Raw genomic sequence first — 15,733 nt, forward strand, 5'->3', positions numbered from 1 at the left:
GCCCACTACTGTCATAGGACGGAATTATGCGCCCACAAAAAATAAATAAATATGGAATAATATCTAACATCTCCTAAAATAATTCTTTATTTGTTTAAGAGTCTTGCCATGACCTTAGAACAACTGCTGATGTTCAATACCGTCGCCCTCGCCGGCTCGCTAAAAGCCGCCAGTGACAAACTTCATAAGACCCAACCGGCGATCAGTCAGAGCATTAAACAGCTGGAATCCCAGTTAGATTTAGTACTGTTCGACCGCCAAGGGTATCGCTTAACGCTCACTCAAGAGGGACGAAAGCTGTTGCAATACGCCCAGCGCGTGCTGAATGAAGCGCAGGAGATGCGACAAGTCGCTAAGCATTTAGCTAAAGGTAACGAGGCCAGTATCACCTTAGCCTTCGAAGCATCCTTTAATCTAACCCGCATCTTGCCGATACTGGAGCGCACACAAAATGAATTCCCTCACACTCAAATCATTCTTAAACAAGAATATTTAACCGGCGCGCTCGAAGCCTTAAATCAAGGCAAAGCCGATATTGCGATTTCAGCGGGCGGCATTGAGCCGATACGCTCAAGCCATTTTGAGCTGGCTTACTTATTTTCAGGCAGTCTGTTGGATGTGGCCTCGCCGCGCTTACTGAGTCGGCACCCCACTCTAAGCCATGTGCGCGAATTGGTGAACGAGTACCAAATTGTGATCCAAGATACTGGCACTGGCACCGCCAATATCGAATTTGGGGTGCAAGCTGGGCAACGCCGTTGGTATGTTAATGATTTTTATACGAAGAGAATGCTCATTCAGAGCGGCATGGGCTGGGGAAAATTGCCACATTATTTGGTGGAACAAGCCCTCGCGGATGGAAGCCTATTACCACTGGAACTGCGCGAAAGGCAGAACCTTATCCAACTCGATTACTATGTGATGCGCCCGCCCCACTCGCCATTAGGCCCAGTGGCACAGGCACTGTGGGAAAACTTAGTCCAATTAGCCGCAAAGCAAAGCGCCTAAGCAAGCAATCTGGGTATCACACGCTCAAGATGCATTGCCTGAATATAACACTCGTCAATCAGCCACTCAGTCGCTGAGTTAATGACTAAGCAGATTCAACCACTCTTGGGGACTGGCCAAAATAAATTGATACTCGCAGCCATCAATCAAGGTGATTTTTATCGCATCAGAGGTCACAGGTAAAATACCTCCGCCCTTACCCCAACAGGATTCAACCTTGGCGATATCCTTTCTTTGCAGCTGATATGGCCCAAGTCCTAAGGTTTTATTATAGGGGGAAAAACAAACCAGCTGCTCGGTGACAATTAGCTGGCCATCGGCTCGCGCCACACCATCTTGCGCCGTCGCGATAGTAGATCTGATTAGGTTTTCTTGCATAGTTTCACTCCATTGAATAGTGCTAACAGCTTTATTCCAACTTACCAAACACTGCGGCTATTTCAAGTTTAACGATATTCACTTGCACGATACGACTTACGACAGGCTGTTACGATAGCCCCTCAATTTAGTGATGCATTCAATAGTCATTATGCTGATTCAATAAGTGTCTATCGTTGGTTTATCCTGCAATCAGCAGCCACTGTGGACTAATTTGCCCGACATACCGCTTAATCATTCTTATCCCGCGAACAAATTCGCTCAGCGTTGATAATAAATAATGGACCAAAAATCAAACTGCTCGCCTTTGGCGGCGCACCAATCCGGAAACTGCTCAACCCCAACAAGAGTGGAATACTCCTCCCAGCAATTGATCATCGACTGGTAATAATCATACCTGTTTTGCAGCCTTGATTTACTCTCTATCGTCTGTAACCGCGCGATTAATGCTTGTGCTGACGCTAGCGAGTCTTTTGCCCGCGATATATCCCCCAGCAATACAGATTCAGATAAATGGTGGGTCTGAAAATCGACACTGTTTAAATGGGACAACGCGACTTGAGTGAGGCAAATTTCATCGGTAGGCTCGAGCGCCAACGCCCTTTCATAGGAGGAGATATCCTCGCCAATGAAGCCTAACCATTTGTGGGGGATGGGATTATTGGGCTCATCTAATGCCCATTGGGTTAGCACGCCTTTTAGCAGCATGATAAGGGGATAAGCGAGTAACTGGTGTGTTTCACGGTGCCAAAAGCCTAAGGAGGATAGCTCCTCTGCGATGTGCCTTTGCTCGGCTAAGGATAAGCTCTTACAGTGCGACACGAATTGGTTTACCGTCGCAATCGCTTGCTTCTTCAGTCCTTGCTCTTTTTGCAAGCAATATTGACCAAAAAGTTCATACCCCTTCCGGGCCGAATACTGGGCCCCTATCGTCTTTAATCCTTCAAAGTTGTCGCTATTCCAGTAGTTCATAGAGGTGTTTAAGTTAGTAGCTTGATTTAGGTGTTTAAGTTAGGCGTTTGAGTTAGGTGCTTGAGCTTCGTGGTCTTCACCAACAAGGTATCTTCGGTCAGTAAAAATATAACCCTTAAGCGCAGATTGTAATCACCAAGCCCGCCTAGAACCAGATGATTTATCATTAAGTAGTTAACTATCCACGGTTTTTATCTCAACTTGGCCACTTTTATCACTTCTAATAAGCAGACCACCAGAATAATAAAGGGCCTTGCGGCCCTTTATTCGATGTTAACCTAACAAGATGATTATTGGATTTCTTGCTTGGCGAGTGCGCGGTCAAGTTTGGCGCGTTCAACCTCTGGCGAGGCTTTAACCGCTTGGATTAAACCGAGCAGATCTGTGCCTTCATCGGCAGCAAGCAACAATAAGTTATTGCTATTTTGCCAATTTACTTTTAGACCATGGGCCTTAGCAAAATCGGCAGCCGACACACCAGGTTTTAACTTAACCACTAATTTACCCGTCATTTCGGCAAAGGCCTTACCCGATTGGGTAACCACTTTTTGCCCTTTAACCAACTGCTTAGCCTGCTTAACCCCTGACTCAGTTTTTACAAAGTAAGGCGTATCCAAACCTAAAAACTCAGCACGACTAACCTGAACGCCTTTAGACTCGGTTTGAGGTTCAGTAAATTCGACTTTGTCATGCGCCATCGCCTGCACCGACAGTGAAAGGGCCACAGCCACTAACGATAAATTTAACGCTTTCATTGATTACTCCTTAAGATGCAGACTTGGCAGCATGGCCATGGAAACGAATTGACCAACCTTTCAGCTTGCCATCGGCTTCGTTAGGGATAGAGATATAGCCTTGATCGTATTTAACAAATCGATAGCTACCGCTATTCACATCAATCAGCTTGATTGTCCATTCACCTTTTGATGATTCGCCATAGAAGGCATTCGATAACATAGGAGTTGCATCGTAGCCAGTGACCAGATCATCTGGGTCAGTTTTATCCATCACACCTTGGTAAACTAAACCGTTATAAGGTGTCATCAACACACTCTTAGTACCCGAAGGTGAAATCAGCTCGACCGCTAAATCCGGTAGACGTAGGTGGTCGGCAGTCAGCTCAATCTGAACTGCTTCAATCACTAAATCGTCTGCGACCACTTGGGTATCAGTCACACCATTGACGTCCGCATCAGGGATAGCCTTAGTGAGTTCAGGACTTGCTTGCCACTCAGTGACCACATAGTCACCTAAATCTTCGGCATAGGATTTAGCCAGTTTAACGGCTTCGGTAAGATCCACACGACCAAAACCATAGAGGTTATGGAAAGAGAACCCCGCCGCGTTTTGCAACCAGCCAGGGATAGCCGTATACACTGGAGCGGCTTCCCCCTCACCTATGGTCACCGTTTTAGGTGCAATATCCGCATCTACTTTGGTTGCAGTCTTGGCGAGGATATAGCGAACATCACGCCAAGAAAGATCTGGATTCGCACTCATGATCACCGCCACCGCGCCCGAGGTATTTGGCGCCGCAGACGAGGTGCCGTTCATGGTCGATGTGTAGTCACAGTTAGGGTTTAATGGGTTCAACCCACCGTGGAATGGCGTGCTCGGCCTATCTTCGGCAATCGCGGAACCATTCTCACATCCCATACGGTCGGTAGTCACAATCGCTGGATCGTCATCACCATATTCACCACCCGGTGCAGTGACGAAAATGTTCGAACCCACAGATGAGTAGCTTGAGAGCTCGCCCTTAGCGTTAATGGCACTGACTACTAAGTTATACACGTTAGCATTGTCAGAGGACATGTTAGAGTTATGGAAAGGTAAGCCGTGGTTAGCAGGCTTTTCCGCCGTTGCAGTGAAGTAATCCCCTGGCAACCAGAAGGTGCGGTAACGATAGTAGTTATAGCCGTTGCCCGCAGATTTAACGAAAATACTGCCTTTACCATCGAAACTTTGGGTTGCAATATCTTGATAAACCTCTGTTTCATCCTCATCAAAACCATGGGGGAATGGCACGCTGTAACCATAGCTTTGGTTAAAGACACGCGCGCTATCACTATAGGCACTGGCACCATGTGATTTAGCAAAGTTTTCAAATGTTTGAACGTTCTCGACTTTACCCGTTGGGTCTTGATCTAAAAAGTTAAAGCCAATCAACTTAGCCTTAGGCGCAACACCACGACCGCCGATGCCATTCCAGCCCTCGGCTGCAATAATTCCACCAACGGCAGTACCATGGCCCGATTCACCTGAGAAAGGCGTTGGGTCAACTGTACCGGTAATCAAATTATAAGAACCGCCATTGACCGTGTTGTTCATCAAATCTGGGTGCGCAATCTCTAAACCATCGTCTACCACAGCAACGGTAATACCTTGTCCCATGGCATTATCTGAAATCGCACCGCTCACATTCATATCTTCACCAGCCACACCGCGGTGAGCCGCAAAAGCATTCTGCCCGGTGTTTTTTAAATGCCATTGGTAGGTAAAGAGGGGATCGCCATGCTTAATATTGATTGTCAGATTGGCTTCAGCCTGTAATTGGCCGTCGGACACTTTGAACCGAACCACTTCAGTCCCTTCGCTGGCATCGGATGCATAGGTAAATTCGCCAGTGTTTTTATTCACTAGCGTAAAGGTGCCCAGTTTAAGATCGGCTGGGTCAACCAACGAATAGGTCAAACCACCTTCGGCATCGCTCGCTTCTAGTTTTCCAGTAAACAGCATCGACTGTGACACATCAACAGTCATATCCGCCGTGGTCGGGGCAGTATTCACTTTAGGCACAGGTGCCGGAGCCTTCTTATCATCGCTCCCACAGCCAGCCAATAAGGCCGCCGTGATGCTCAATGCAACAATGGACATACGCATAGTAGACATTCCTTCTTGTCATTACTTATTGCAACTTAATTTGGCGTGATAATTTTGATTAATCTTATTCCGCATTAAGTTCTGTTATTTTAGTTATTCCCTATGATTCCCGATAAAACACAAGCACCAAATAGGAAGCAAAGATTTAACACAGAAGAAATAATTGTGAAAACAAATATAAATAGAATGGTAGACCGATTAAATATTTGTGATTATTTTATCGACAACATCAAAAAGAAATCAAGATAAATTAAAGCGAGGCGCGTTGAAATAAAACCAATACAAAACAATGAATTACATAAAATCAAATCATTTTAAGTTTACAGAATGACAAACAGTTAAACACACATACTTTTTTACATTTTTAAATATTCAAATCCTTTTATGATGTTACATTTATAAAAAAACCATACTATAGAGACAGTAAACAATATAATTAAACACCATTAAATTAACATTTGAATAACATATAGTATTTATCAAAATAAAGCCAAACAATAAAAAAGCCCCTATTTAGGGGCATTTTTACAATTTATCTAGAGTTTAATTAATACCCTGTTTGGGGCACTCCAATCTAAATGATATTTTTCACCAGCAGGCTTATCTAAGCGCTCAAAGGTATGGGCACCAAAAAAGTCCCTTTGTCCTTGAAGCAAGTTTGCTGGCAGAGTCTCACTACGGTAACTGTCGTAATAGGCCAGTGCCGAACTAATACAAGGTACAGGGATCCCTTGCATCACAGCCGCTGCTACAGCAGTGCGCCACTCGGTTTGTTTTTCCGACAAGGTAGTTGCAAAGGTGTCTGCCATCAATAAACAGCTTAAGTCCGCATCCGCTTGATAAGCTTGAGTGATTGATTGCAAGAAGGTGGCACGAATAATACAACCCGCACGCCAAATCTTAGCGATTTCAGCAAAATCGAGCTGCCATTTTTGCTCCTGCGCCGTCATCGCCATCAGTTGGAAACCCTGGGCGTAGCAACACACTTTCGCGCAATAGAGCGCACTCTCTAAGGCATCGATTAAACTGGCTTTTTGAGCATCATCCATCACCACGGAGGCAGGACCTGCGAGCTTTTTACTGAGCTCAACTCGGAGGGATTTTTGGGTGCTCACCGCGCGAGCATAAACCGCTTCGGCAATGGTGGGAGCCGGGCAACCAATTTGCAAACTGCTGACCGCAGTCCAAAGCCCGGTGCCCTTTTGCCCAGCTTTATCGAGGATCATCTCAACTAACGGCTGACCGGTTAGTGGATCCGCCTGTTTGAGCACCTCGGCGCTGATCCCCATCAGATAGCTGTTTAAACTACCCTTATTCCAGCGTTCAAACACCTCACCCACTTGTGCTGCACTCATGCCTAAGCCATCGTGCATTAACTGATAGGCTTCGCAAATCAGTTGCATATCGGCGTATTCAATCCCGTTATGCACCATTTTCACATAATGCCCGGCGCCAGCAGGGCCAATATAGGTCGTGCAAGGCTCACCGTCGGTCACGGGATTACCCGGCTCAAAACGCTCAATCGGCAGCCCTGTTTGAGGATCAACCTTAGCGGCAATGGCCTTCCAAATCGGCGCCACATGCTGCCAAGCGCCAAGATCGCCACTTGGCATTAATGAAGGACCAAAACGGGCACCAACTTCCCCACCCGAAACCGCCGAACTGAAGAAGATAAATTTCCCTTGGTAACGCTTTTCGCGCTCAACGGTGTCCGTCCAAAGACTGTTGCCGGTATCGATAACGATATCGTCCGCTTCGATACCGGCAGAAATCAGGGCATGACATACCCCATCCACAGGCGCACCCGCAGGGACTGACAGCACGAGAATGCGGGGATGAGCGAGGCTTGCTAACATTTCTGAAAGATTAGCACAGCCTGTAATACGCAGATCCTGTCCTACACGTTCTTGTTTTTCTTGCTGTAAAACACCGTTGACTTTAACAGGATCGAGGTCGAAGGCACTGACGCGATATTGATTGTCGGCAATGTTTAGCGCGAGGTTTTTGCCCATCACGCCAAGGCCAATCACGCCAATGTCATTAAGATTGCTGTGGTTTTGCATTATATAATTCCCACGGGTCACAGAGGTTAGAAATAACCAATTTGGAGGTGTAATTATATCGGGCTTTGTAACTTAATTACCAGAGACAATAGACGATGCATACGATTGGCAATCTCGATTACAGCCTAAGATGTGTTGTTTTTTCAGGAGAATATTCCTAGATTTCATCAAACATCTTTACCAATCGTATACATCTGGGCAAGCTCTTCCCTAGGGAAGTAAATCGATTAATGAGCGAGTTTTAAGCCGAGTACGCCAAGCAAAATGAGGATTAAGCTGGCGATTTTCAGCAGGCTCACGCCCTCACCTAACAGAATAATGCCCGCAATCGCCGTGCCCATGGCACCTATGCCGACCCAAACGCCATACGCAGTGCCTATCGGTAGCTGCTTAACCGCCAGCCCCAACAGCAGCACACTCACTGTCATGGAGAATACAGTAAACACACTCGGCCAGAGACGACTAAATCCGTCGGTGTACTTAAGCCCGATCGCCCAACCAATTTCAAATAGCCCAGCAAGAATTAATAGAAACCAGCTCATAGAGAACTCCCATACGGGGTCGTCCCCAAATTGATATCGGCGTATTTAGGGTCGTCCCTAAGCCGTTGTGAAATGTTTAACGTCGCTAACAATTTGAATCTAGATATAAAGCTTAAGATCCAATTCCTTAATAGTGCTCCGTAAAGACTTAACTATTAAGTATGCGGGCTAGACTAGCAAATAGTGATGTATAAGAGCAAGCCTTGGGCTCCAGCCATTTCCGCAAAATAAAAGCGATAATCAGATGGGACTCTCTTATCAGACTATCGCTTTATCTTGGCTTTACGGCTCGTATTCAAGGACGCTCACGACTACCTAGTCACTTAGCCCACAAGAGCATCGGCATAACCCATGCGAGTTAAGGTCGTGCGGACTAAATCGAGGGTTTGTGGATCTTCAATCGTCGCTGGCGCCGTATATTGCTGATTGTCGGCAATTTTACGCATAGTGCCGCGCAGGATTTTACCCGAGCGGGTTTTCGGCAGCTTTTGAATCGCGCTCACCAACCTAAAGGACGCGACAGGACCAATTTCTTGGCGAACGAGGGCAATTAACTGCTTATGCAGTTCCTCGTCCGTAATGGTCACGCCCTTTTTCAGCACCACTAAGCCCAAGGGCACTTGGCCTTTGAGTTTATCATCGACACCAATCACGGCCGCTTCGGCCACATCGGGATGCTGGCACAGGACCTCTTCAAACCGCCCGGTGGAGAGTCGATGGCCAGCTACGTTAATAATGTCATCGATACGGCTCATGATATACAGATAACCATCTTCATCCATGTAACCCGCATCCCCCGTGAGGTAATAGCCTGGGTACATAGATAAGTAACTGTCTTGATAGCGTTTATTATTTTGCCAGAGCGTAGTGAGCGTACCCGGTGGCAGCGGCAATTTGATGACCACGTTTCCTGAGACATTCGCCGCCACTTTGGCGCCGAGCTCATCGACCACATCGACCTCATATCCTGGGACGGGTCGACCGGGCGATCCCGCTTTAACCGCAATAGGTGCTACGCCCATCAGGTTTGCCGCCACAGGCCAGCCCGTTTCAGTTTGCCACCAATGGTCAATAACCGGTTTTTTCAGTTTGGCTTCGGCCCAATGCAAGGTATCGGGATCGCAACGCTCCCCTGCCAAAAAGACATTCTTCAAGCAGCTTAAATCGACACCTTGGATAAATTCGCCGTCGGGATCTTCGCGCTTAATGGCACGGATCGCCGTGGGCGCGGTGAAAAAGCTTTTGACTCGATACTTAGCAATCGTGCGCCAAAAGGCGCCGGGATCCGGCGTACCTACGGGTTTTCCTTCGAATAACAAGGTCGTCGCCCCGACAAGCAGCGGACCATAGACAATATAGGAGTGCCCTACAACCCAGCCCACATCCGATGCAGCCCAAAACACATCCCCTTGGGCAATATCATAAATATTGGCCATGGACCAAGCCAATGCCACCGCATGGCCGCCATTGTCCCGCACCACGCCCTTGGGTTGACCCGTGGTCCCCGAGGTATAAAGCACATACAGGGGATCGATGGCTTTCACCGTCACACAATCGGCACTGTCGCTAGTACATAAGGCGGTTTGCCAATCTTTATCGCGCCCCGCTTGCATCTGCGCCTCATATTGGGGGCGATTTAAAATCAAGCAGTGCTCAACCTTGTGCACCGCTTCATTTAATGCTTTGTCCAGTAAGGGTTTATAGGGCACCACGCCCGAAGGCTCAATCCCGCAGGAGGCGGACATCACCAGCTTAGGTTTGGCATCATTGATCCGGGTCGCCAGCTCATTGGCCGCAAAGCCGCCGAAGACCACCGAATGGATGGCACCAATGCGCGCGCAGGCAAGCATGGCATAGGCGGTCTCGGGCACCATGGGCATGTAGATGACGACACGGTCCCCCTTAGTCACACCCACACTTTGTAAGTAACCCGCAAGCCTTGCCACTTGGGCCTGCAACTCACGGTAAGTAATGCTGTATTCAGTTTCCGTCACAGGGCTTACGTAATGGATGGCAATTTGCTCACCACGCCCCGCCAACACGTGCCTGTCCACCGCGTTGTAGCAAGTGTTTAACTCGCCATCGCTAAACCAGTGATAAAACGGTGCCTCGCTTTCATCTAATATTTGTTTGCTCGGCGTAACCCAGTCTAAGGCCTTGGCGGCTTGTTGCCAAAATGCCTGTTTATTCGCAATAGATGTCTGATGTAATTGTTGTCCAACATCTGTCATAAGGCCTCCCATCATGACACTCACCCGTGTCACCACAGATGAAACTCTCCCCTTCCTTCCCAAATTGATTATGACCTGCCCAGCGCTATTCCCCCATTAGACTAAGGGATATAACCGCTAAAACTGTTAAACATGTTGGATAATTGTACAGCACACTTGCTGTACGAAATGATTCAACATAGTCTTATGTCTTTAATGGATTTTTTCATGGAAAGAAATACTCATTATGATGCGCTTCAAACAACTCAAACCTGCCTTACTCCTGATCCTCAGTCTCGTTAGCGCGAGCGGCGTTGCGTCAACCCCGCAGCTAGAGACCTTACTCGAACCCTTATCTATTGGTGAACGAGCCAAGGTCGACAATACTCAGGTCATTAGTGCCAAGTTGCTGTCGCGGGTCTACCAAGTGCGTCAATATCAGCCGCTCTGGCAAGACAGAGAATACGCGGGCACTATGCTCGATGTGATTAAAAGTGCCGATGATGAAGGGTTGTCGAAGGAAGATTATCACTACTCCAAGCTAGTCGAACTTTACCAACAGCTCAGTGCCTCGAATTGGCAGGATGAATACCGCAGCAGTGTATTTGAAGTGCTTCTAAGCGATGGGATCATCACCTACGCCATTCACTTGCTAAACGGCAAAGTGAACCCCAGTATGCTCGGCAAAACCTGGAATTATGATGAAACCCATCTCGATTTCGATACCACGTTAAAGCAGCTCGAAGAACACATTAAAGCACACACTGTGGCTGATGCTATTGCAGGCTTAGCACCTAAGATTGCGCCCTATCACCAGCTTAAACAGTATCTTGCCCAGTACAAAGACTTAGCGGCACGCTATCCCTTTAGCCCCATTCCCTATACGGAAGTCATCAAGCCCGGCAGCACTTCCCCCTCGCTGCAAGGCATTGCCATTCGGCTAACAGAGTTAGGTTACTTAGCTGCAAGCGCGCCAGCGGACAATAGCGCCGCCGTGAACCAGCCCTTAACGTACGACAGCACGCTTGAAGCTGCGGTGCGTCAATTCCAAACCGACCATAGTCTCAAAGCCGATGGCGTGATTGGTGCGGGCACTATGGCGGCGCTGAATGTGCCCTACTCGCAACGGGTCGAACAGATCCGTATTAACCTCGAGCGAGCGCGCTGGTTATCGGCAAACTTGCCCGCCAATTATCTTATCGTCAACTTGGCAGGTTACGAGCTGTTACTCTTTAAAGACAACAACTTAAGCTGGCGAACCGACATTATCATCGGCAAAATTAACGCTAAAACACCGCTGTTTAAATCCAAGTTAAAATACGTGGTTGTTAACCCTACTTGGACTGTGCCCCGCAGCATCTCCACCGAAATCATCAATCACTTGCGTAAAGATCCCGATTATTTACAGAAGAAACACTTTAAAGTGGTCGAAGGCTCGGGCACGCCCGTGGATGCAAGCGGCATCGATTGGCACAGTATGACGCGCAAAAACTTCCCCTACTGGTTTGTGCAAGACCCGGGTGAAGATAACTCACTGGGATTAGTTAAGTTTATCTTCCCTAACCAATACTCGATTTATCTGCACGATACGCCAGCAAAAAGTCTGTTTGAACAAACGGATAGAGCCGTCAGTCATGGCTGTATTCGAGTCAAAGATCCGCTCGTGCTGGCGGATAAATTGCTGAGTGCCAATGCCAATTGGTCAAGTAGCACGCTCAGTAGCAAATTGGCTGAGGGAAAAACGGAAAACCTGTTCTTAGATGACCCCTTAGACATTTTGATCATGTATTGGACCGTCACCTTAAAAGACGGGAAAATCAAGTTTTACAATGACGTATATAAACGCGATCCGGTACTTATCGAGGCGTTAAACCGCCCAACTTATGAGGGTGTGTTAGCCGATGATGGCTTGCTCAACACCATGGAGTAAACGCCGATAATCGCGGCTTTTGATACAAGTTACTTGCTCACTCCACAGCGCAGCGTTGCCCAATTATAAGACGAGGGCAACGCGGTACTTCCCCGCATCAACAGAGCCTTTCGACTAAGTGTTTAGATCATTAATATCAATAGGTTGATTTGAAGTCATTCGAGCGAGTGGCAACAAGAATTGACAAAAAAATCAGACTAACCACGCCGCAATCTTTACCTTTACGTAAACTTCATATATCTTGCTAAAAAATGATTAACTAAGGTGCCTGAATGAGCGCAACTAACACGCCACAAACGACTTATTCGATCAGTGATCTCTCCAAAGAGTTTGATATCACGACCCGAAGCATTCGTTTTTACGAAGACCAAGGCTTACTTAAGCCAAAACGTCGCGGTCAAACCCGTATTTACAGTCTTAAAGACAGGGTTCGACTCAAACTAATTCTGCGCGGCAAGCGCCTTGGGTTCTCTCTCGCAGAAACCCGTCGCCTGTTCGAACTTTACGATGCCGACAAGAGCAGCACCACCCAGCTCAATACCATGCTTGCCCTAGTGGAAGAGAAAAAATCCGCACTGCAGCAGCAAATGGACGACATTAAGGTGGTACTGATGGAGCTGAATTCGGCCGAGCAGCAATGCCGCCTCGCCCTAGAAGAAAGCAAGGCCAAGGCCTAATTCCTTCGAGGCTTGCGAGCATAGCATTAATCAACACCTCAGTTGGTACGACCGCGTGACAGGGACATATCACGCACGGTAAGACGGTTTTAAAGACTCAAGCACCTAATAATCATAAAAATATAAATTAGAACCTAAGATAGGACACAAGCAATGAACTCACTCTACACCAGTCTCAATTTTGGCCTAGGCGAAGAAGTCGATATGCTGCGCGATGCGGTGCAAGATTTCGCTAAACACGAAATCGCCCCTATTGCCGCGAAAGTCGACCACGACAACGCCTTCCCTAACGAAATTTGGCCCGTGCTCGGTGGAATGGGACTCTTAGGTGTCACTGTGCCTGAGGAATACGGCGGTGCAAATATGGGCTATCTTGCCCACGTGGTCGCCATGGAAGAGATTTCCCGCGCCTCGGCCTCTATCGGATTAAGTTACGGCGCCCACTCTAACCTTTGCGTAAACCAAATTAACCGCAACGGTAATGCTGAGCAAAAAGCCAAGTATCTACCAAAGCTGGTCAGCGGTGAGCATATCGGCGCACTGGCGATGAGTGAACCCAATGCAGGCTCAGATGTGGTTTCAATGAAGCTGCACGCCCGTAAAGAAGGCGACCGTTATATCCTTAATGGCAACAAAATGTGGATCACTAATGGTCCCGATGCCAATACCTATGTGATTTATGCCAAAACTGACTTAACCAAAGGCGCACACGGTATCACGGCCTTTATCGTTGAGCGTGGTTTTAAAGGTTTCAGCCAAGCGCAAAAACTCGACAAACTGGGGATGCGCGGTTCAAACACCTGTGAACTGGTGTTTGAAGATGTCGAAGTGCCAGAGGAAAACATTCTCGGCGGCCTCAACAATGGCGTCAAAGTGCTGATGAGTGGCCTAGATTACGAACGCGTCGTGCTGTCAGGCGGCCCGCTTGGGATCATGAACGCCTGTATGGATATCGTCGTACCTTATATCCACGAGCGTGAGCAATTTGGTAAATCCATCGGTGAATTCCAATTAGTACAAGGCAAATTAGCCGATATGTACACCGGCATGAACGCCGCTAAGGCCTATGTGTATAGCGTGGCGAAATCCTGCGATCGCGGTGAAACCACCCGCAAAGACGCCGCGGGCGCCATTCTTTACAGCGCGGAGCTGGCAACCAAAATGGCACTGGATGCCATTCAATTGCTCGGCGGTAACGGTTACGTCAACGAATATGCGACTGGCCGCTTACTGCGCGATGCCAAACTCTATGAGATTGGCGCCGGCACCTCAGAAATTCGCCGTATGCTGATTGGCCGTGAGCTCTTTAACGAATCGAAATAAGCAGCCTAGGGCGAACGGCGCATGACGAGCTTTAGCCTTTCATGCCCCTCGCCCACCGAGCCAACTGATACTGAGTTACCGCTTTATAAGGACAATCAAAGTGACGCAATTAAGCAGTCGTATCAACGCCCGTAGCGATGAATTTAAAGCCAAATCCGACGATATGGCCGCCCTAGTGGCCGATCTCAAAACCAAACTCGCCAAAATTGAACTCGGCGGTGGCCCCGTTGCCCTAGAGCGCCATTTGGCCCGCGGTAAACTCCTTCCTCGTCAACGGGTTGAGAAACTCCTCGACGCAGGTTCGCCCTTTTTAGAGCTATCGCAGTTCGCGGCCTTCGACGTTTACGATGAAGAAGTCCCCGCCGCAGGGATTATCGCCGGTATCGGCCGAGTGAGTGGCGTAGAGTGCATGATTATCGCCAACGATGCCACGGTCAAAGGCGGCACTTACTACCCTATCACGGTTAAAAAACACTTAAGGGCCCAGGAGATTGCCAGCCGCTGCCATCTGCCCTGTATCTATCTAGTCGACTCGGGCGGCGCTAACTTACCCCGTCAGGATGAAGTCTTCCCGGATCGCGATCATTTCGGCCGGATTTTCTACAACCAAGCACAAATGTCCGCCAAGGGCATTCCGCAAATTGCGGTGGTGATGGGTCTGTGTACCGCGGGCGGCGCCTATGTGCCTGCCATGGCCGATGAATCTATTATCGTTAAAGAACAAGGTACTATCTTCTTAGCTGGGCCGCCGTTAGTTAAAGCCGCGACCGGTGAAGAAGTCAGCGCCGAAGAACTCGGCGGCGCCGACGTACACACTAAAATTTCAGGTGTGGCGGACCACTTAGCCCAAAACGATGAGCATGCCTTAGAGCTTGCCCGCCGCGCTGTGCTGCGTCTGAATCATCAAAAAGAAATCAAATCACTCCTAAGCCCAGTCAAACCGCCAAAGTTCGACATTAGCGAACTCTACGGCATCGTCGGCACCGATCTGAAAAAGCCCTTCGATGTGAAAGAAGTCATCGCTCGCATCGTCGACGACTCGGATTTCGATGAGTTTAAGGCCAACTATGGCGCGACTTTAGTCTGTGGTTTTGCCCGTATTCACGGCTATCCCGTGGGGATTGTGGCCAACAATGGCATTTTATTCTCCGAATCGGCGCAAAAAGGCGCGCACTTTATCGAGCTGTGCTGCCAGCGCAAGATACCGCTGCTGTTCCTGCAAAACATCACCGGCTTTATGGTGGGTAAAAAGTACGAACACGAAGGTATCGCTAAGCACGGCGCCAAGATGGTGACCGCAGTGTCCTGCGCTAATGTGCCAAAATTTACCGTGATTATCGGTGGCAGCTACGGCGCGGGTAACTACGGCATGTGTGGCCGCGCCTTCGAGCCGACCATGATGTGGATGTGGCCCAATGCGCGCATCTCAGTGATGGGTGGCGAGCAAGCCGCTGGCGTATTAGCCACAGTACGCCGCGACGGTTTAGCCCGTAAGGGCGAAGAATGGTCTGCTGAGGCTGAAAAGGCCTTCAAGGCGCCGATTATTGCCCAGTACGATAAAGAGGGTCATCCCTACCACGCCAGCGCCCGCCTGTGGGATGACGGCATTATCGACCCAGCGCAAACCCGTGATGTGGTGGGCCTTGCCCTGTCAGCCGCATTAAATGCCCCTATCGAAGACACCCGCTTCGGCGTCTTCCGTATGTAACGCATCTTGCGATGCCTTACGTATCACTCATAGAGGGAA

12 protein-coding genes are annotated in these 15,733 nt (G+C 48.5%); 5 read left to right on the forward strand and 7 right to left on the reverse strand.

Annotated features, from left to right (window positions below; all coding sequences use genetic code 11):
* The first annotated feature begins 108 nt into the window (after positions 1 to 108).
* A complete protein-coding gene (locus M0415_RS06930) occupies positions 109 to 1,008 on the forward strand; it encodes a LysR family transcriptional regulator (protein WP_249554763.1) in 900 nt (299 codons plus the stop codon).
* A 78-nt stretch (positions 1,009 to 1,086) separates the two neighbouring features.
* Here M0415_RS06930 and M0415_RS06935 read toward each other — a convergent pair whose 3' ends face one another.
* From M0415_RS06935 to M0415_RS06965, 7 genes are all read right to left on the reverse strand, one after another.
* Positions 1,087 to 1,386 carry a hypothetical protein gene (locus tag M0415_RS06935; protein ID WP_249554761.1) on the reverse strand — a complete coding sequence of 100 codons (300 nt, stop codon included), beginning with the start codon at positions 1,384 to 1,386 and terminating at the stop codon, positions 1,087 to 1,089.
* 261 nt (positions 1,387 to 1,647) lie between these two features.
* Positions 1,648 to 2,262 (reverse strand): hypothetical protein, encoded by a 615-nt coding sequence (locus M0415_RS06940; RefSeq protein WP_249554759.1) that lies wholly within the window; start codon positions 2,260 to 2,262, stop codon positions 1,648 to 1,650.
* Between the two features lie 386 nt (positions 2,263 to 2,648).
* Positions 2,649 to 3,113 carry a serine protease external chaperone gene (locus M0415_RS06945; protein WP_249554758.1) on the reverse strand — a complete coding sequence of 155 codons (465 nt, stop codon included), beginning with the start codon at positions 3,111 to 3,113 and terminating at the stop codon, positions 2,649 to 2,651.
* Between the two features lie 10 nt (positions 3,114 to 3,123).
* Positions 3,124 to 5,241, reverse strand: a complete 2,118-nt coding sequence (locus M0415_RS06950) for a S8 family serine peptidase (RefSeq protein ID WP_011716707.1) — start codon at positions 5,239 to 5,241, stop codon at positions 3,124 to 3,126.
* 536 nt (positions 5,242 to 5,777) lie between these two features.
* The gene (gene gnd, locus M0415_RS06955; RefSeq protein WP_249554756.1) at positions 5,778 to 7,304 is read right to left on the reverse strand and encodes an NADP-dependent phosphogluconate dehydrogenase; all 1,527 of its coding nucleotides are present in this window, start codon (positions 7,302 to 7,304) and stop codon (positions 5,778 to 5,780) included.
* A gap of 227 nt (positions 7,305 to 7,531) precedes the next feature.
* Positions 7,532 to 7,846, reverse strand: a complete 315-nt coding sequence (sugE, locus tag M0415_RS06960; protein WP_011716705.1) for a quaternary ammonium compound efflux SMR transporter SugE — start codon at positions 7,844 to 7,846, stop codon at positions 7,532 to 7,534.
* A 323-nt stretch (positions 7,847 to 8,169) separates the two neighbouring features.
* Positions 8,170 to 10,077, reverse strand: a complete 1,908-nt coding sequence (locus M0415_RS06965; RefSeq protein WP_249554754.1) for a propionyl-CoA synthetase — start codon at positions 10,075 to 10,077, stop codon at positions 8,170 to 8,172.
* A gap of 226 nt (positions 10,078 to 10,303) precedes the next feature.
* Here M0415_RS06965 and M0415_RS06970 point away from each other — a divergent pair, with 226 nt between their 5' ends.
* From M0415_RS06970 to M0415_RS06985, 4 genes are all read left to right on the forward strand, one after another.
* Entirely contained in the window at positions 10,304 to 11,986 is a 1,683-nt protein-coding gene (locus M0415_RS06970; protein ID WP_249554752.1) for a L,D-transpeptidase family protein, read from the forward strand.
* A 272-nt stretch (positions 11,987 to 12,258) separates the two neighbouring features.
* Positions 12,259 to 12,663, forward strand: coding sequence for a MerR family transcriptional regulator (locus tag M0415_RS06975; protein ID WP_011623082.1), 405 nt, complete (start codon positions 12,259 to 12,261; stop codon positions 12,661 to 12,663).
* A gap of 153 nt (positions 12,664 to 12,816) precedes the next feature.
* On the forward strand, positions 12,817 to 13,986 hold the full coding sequence (locus M0415_RS06980; protein ID WP_011716702.1) for an isovaleryl-CoA dehydrogenase: 1,170 nt from the start codon (positions 12,817 to 12,819) through the stop codon (positions 13,984 to 13,986).
* Between the two features lie 100 nt (positions 13,987 to 14,086).
* A complete protein-coding gene (locus tag M0415_RS06985) occupies positions 14,087 to 15,694 on the forward strand; it encodes a carboxyl transferase domain-containing protein (protein ID WP_249554750.1) in 1,608 nt (535 codons plus the stop codon).
* The last annotated feature ends 39 nt before the right edge of the window (positions 15,695 to 15,733 follow it).

Source organism: Shewanella sp. 10B, assembly GCF_023475885.1.
In the GTDB taxonomy this organism is placed as follows: Bacteria; Pseudomonadota; Gammaproteobacteria; order Enterobacterales; family Shewanellaceae; genus Shewanella; species Shewanella mangrovisoli.

Coding starts and splice junctions, on each gene's coding strand:
- M0415_RS06930 (WP_249554763.1), top strand. CDS start 109: ATGACCTTAGAACAACTGCTGATGTTCAATACCGTCGCCCTCGCCGGC.
- M0415_RS06935 (WP_249554761.1), bottom strand. CDS start 1,386: ATGCAAGAAAACCTAATCAGATCTACTATCGCGACGGCGCAAGATGGT.
- M0415_RS06945 (WP_249554758.1), bottom strand. CDS start 3,113: ATGAAAGCGTTAAATTTATCGTTAGTGGCTGTGGCCCTTTCACTGTCG.
- M0415_RS06950 (WP_011716707.1), bottom strand. CDS start 5,241: ATGCGTATGTCCATTGTTGCATTGAGCATCACGGCGGCCTTATTGGCT.
- gnd (WP_249554756.1), bottom strand. CDS start 7,304: ATGCAAAACCACAGCAATCTTAATGACATTGGCGTGATTGGCCTTGGC.
- sugE (WP_011716705.1), bottom strand. CDS start 7,846: ATGAGCTGGTTTCTATTAATTCTTGCTGGGCTATTTGAAATTGGTTGG.
- M0415_RS06965 (WP_249554754.1), bottom strand. CDS start 10,077: ATGACAGATGTTGGACAACAATTACATCAGACATCTATTGCGAATAAA.
- M0415_RS06970 (WP_249554752.1), top strand. CDS start 10,304: ATGATGCGCTTCAAACAACTCAAACCTGCCTTACTCCTGATCCTCAGT.
- M0415_RS06975 (WP_011623082.1), top strand. CDS start 12,259: ATGAGCGCAACTAACACGCCACAAACGACTTATTCGATCAGTGATCTC.
- M0415_RS06980 (WP_011716702.1), top strand. CDS start 12,817: ATGAACTCACTCTACACCAGTCTCAATTTTGGCCTAGGCGAAGAAGTC.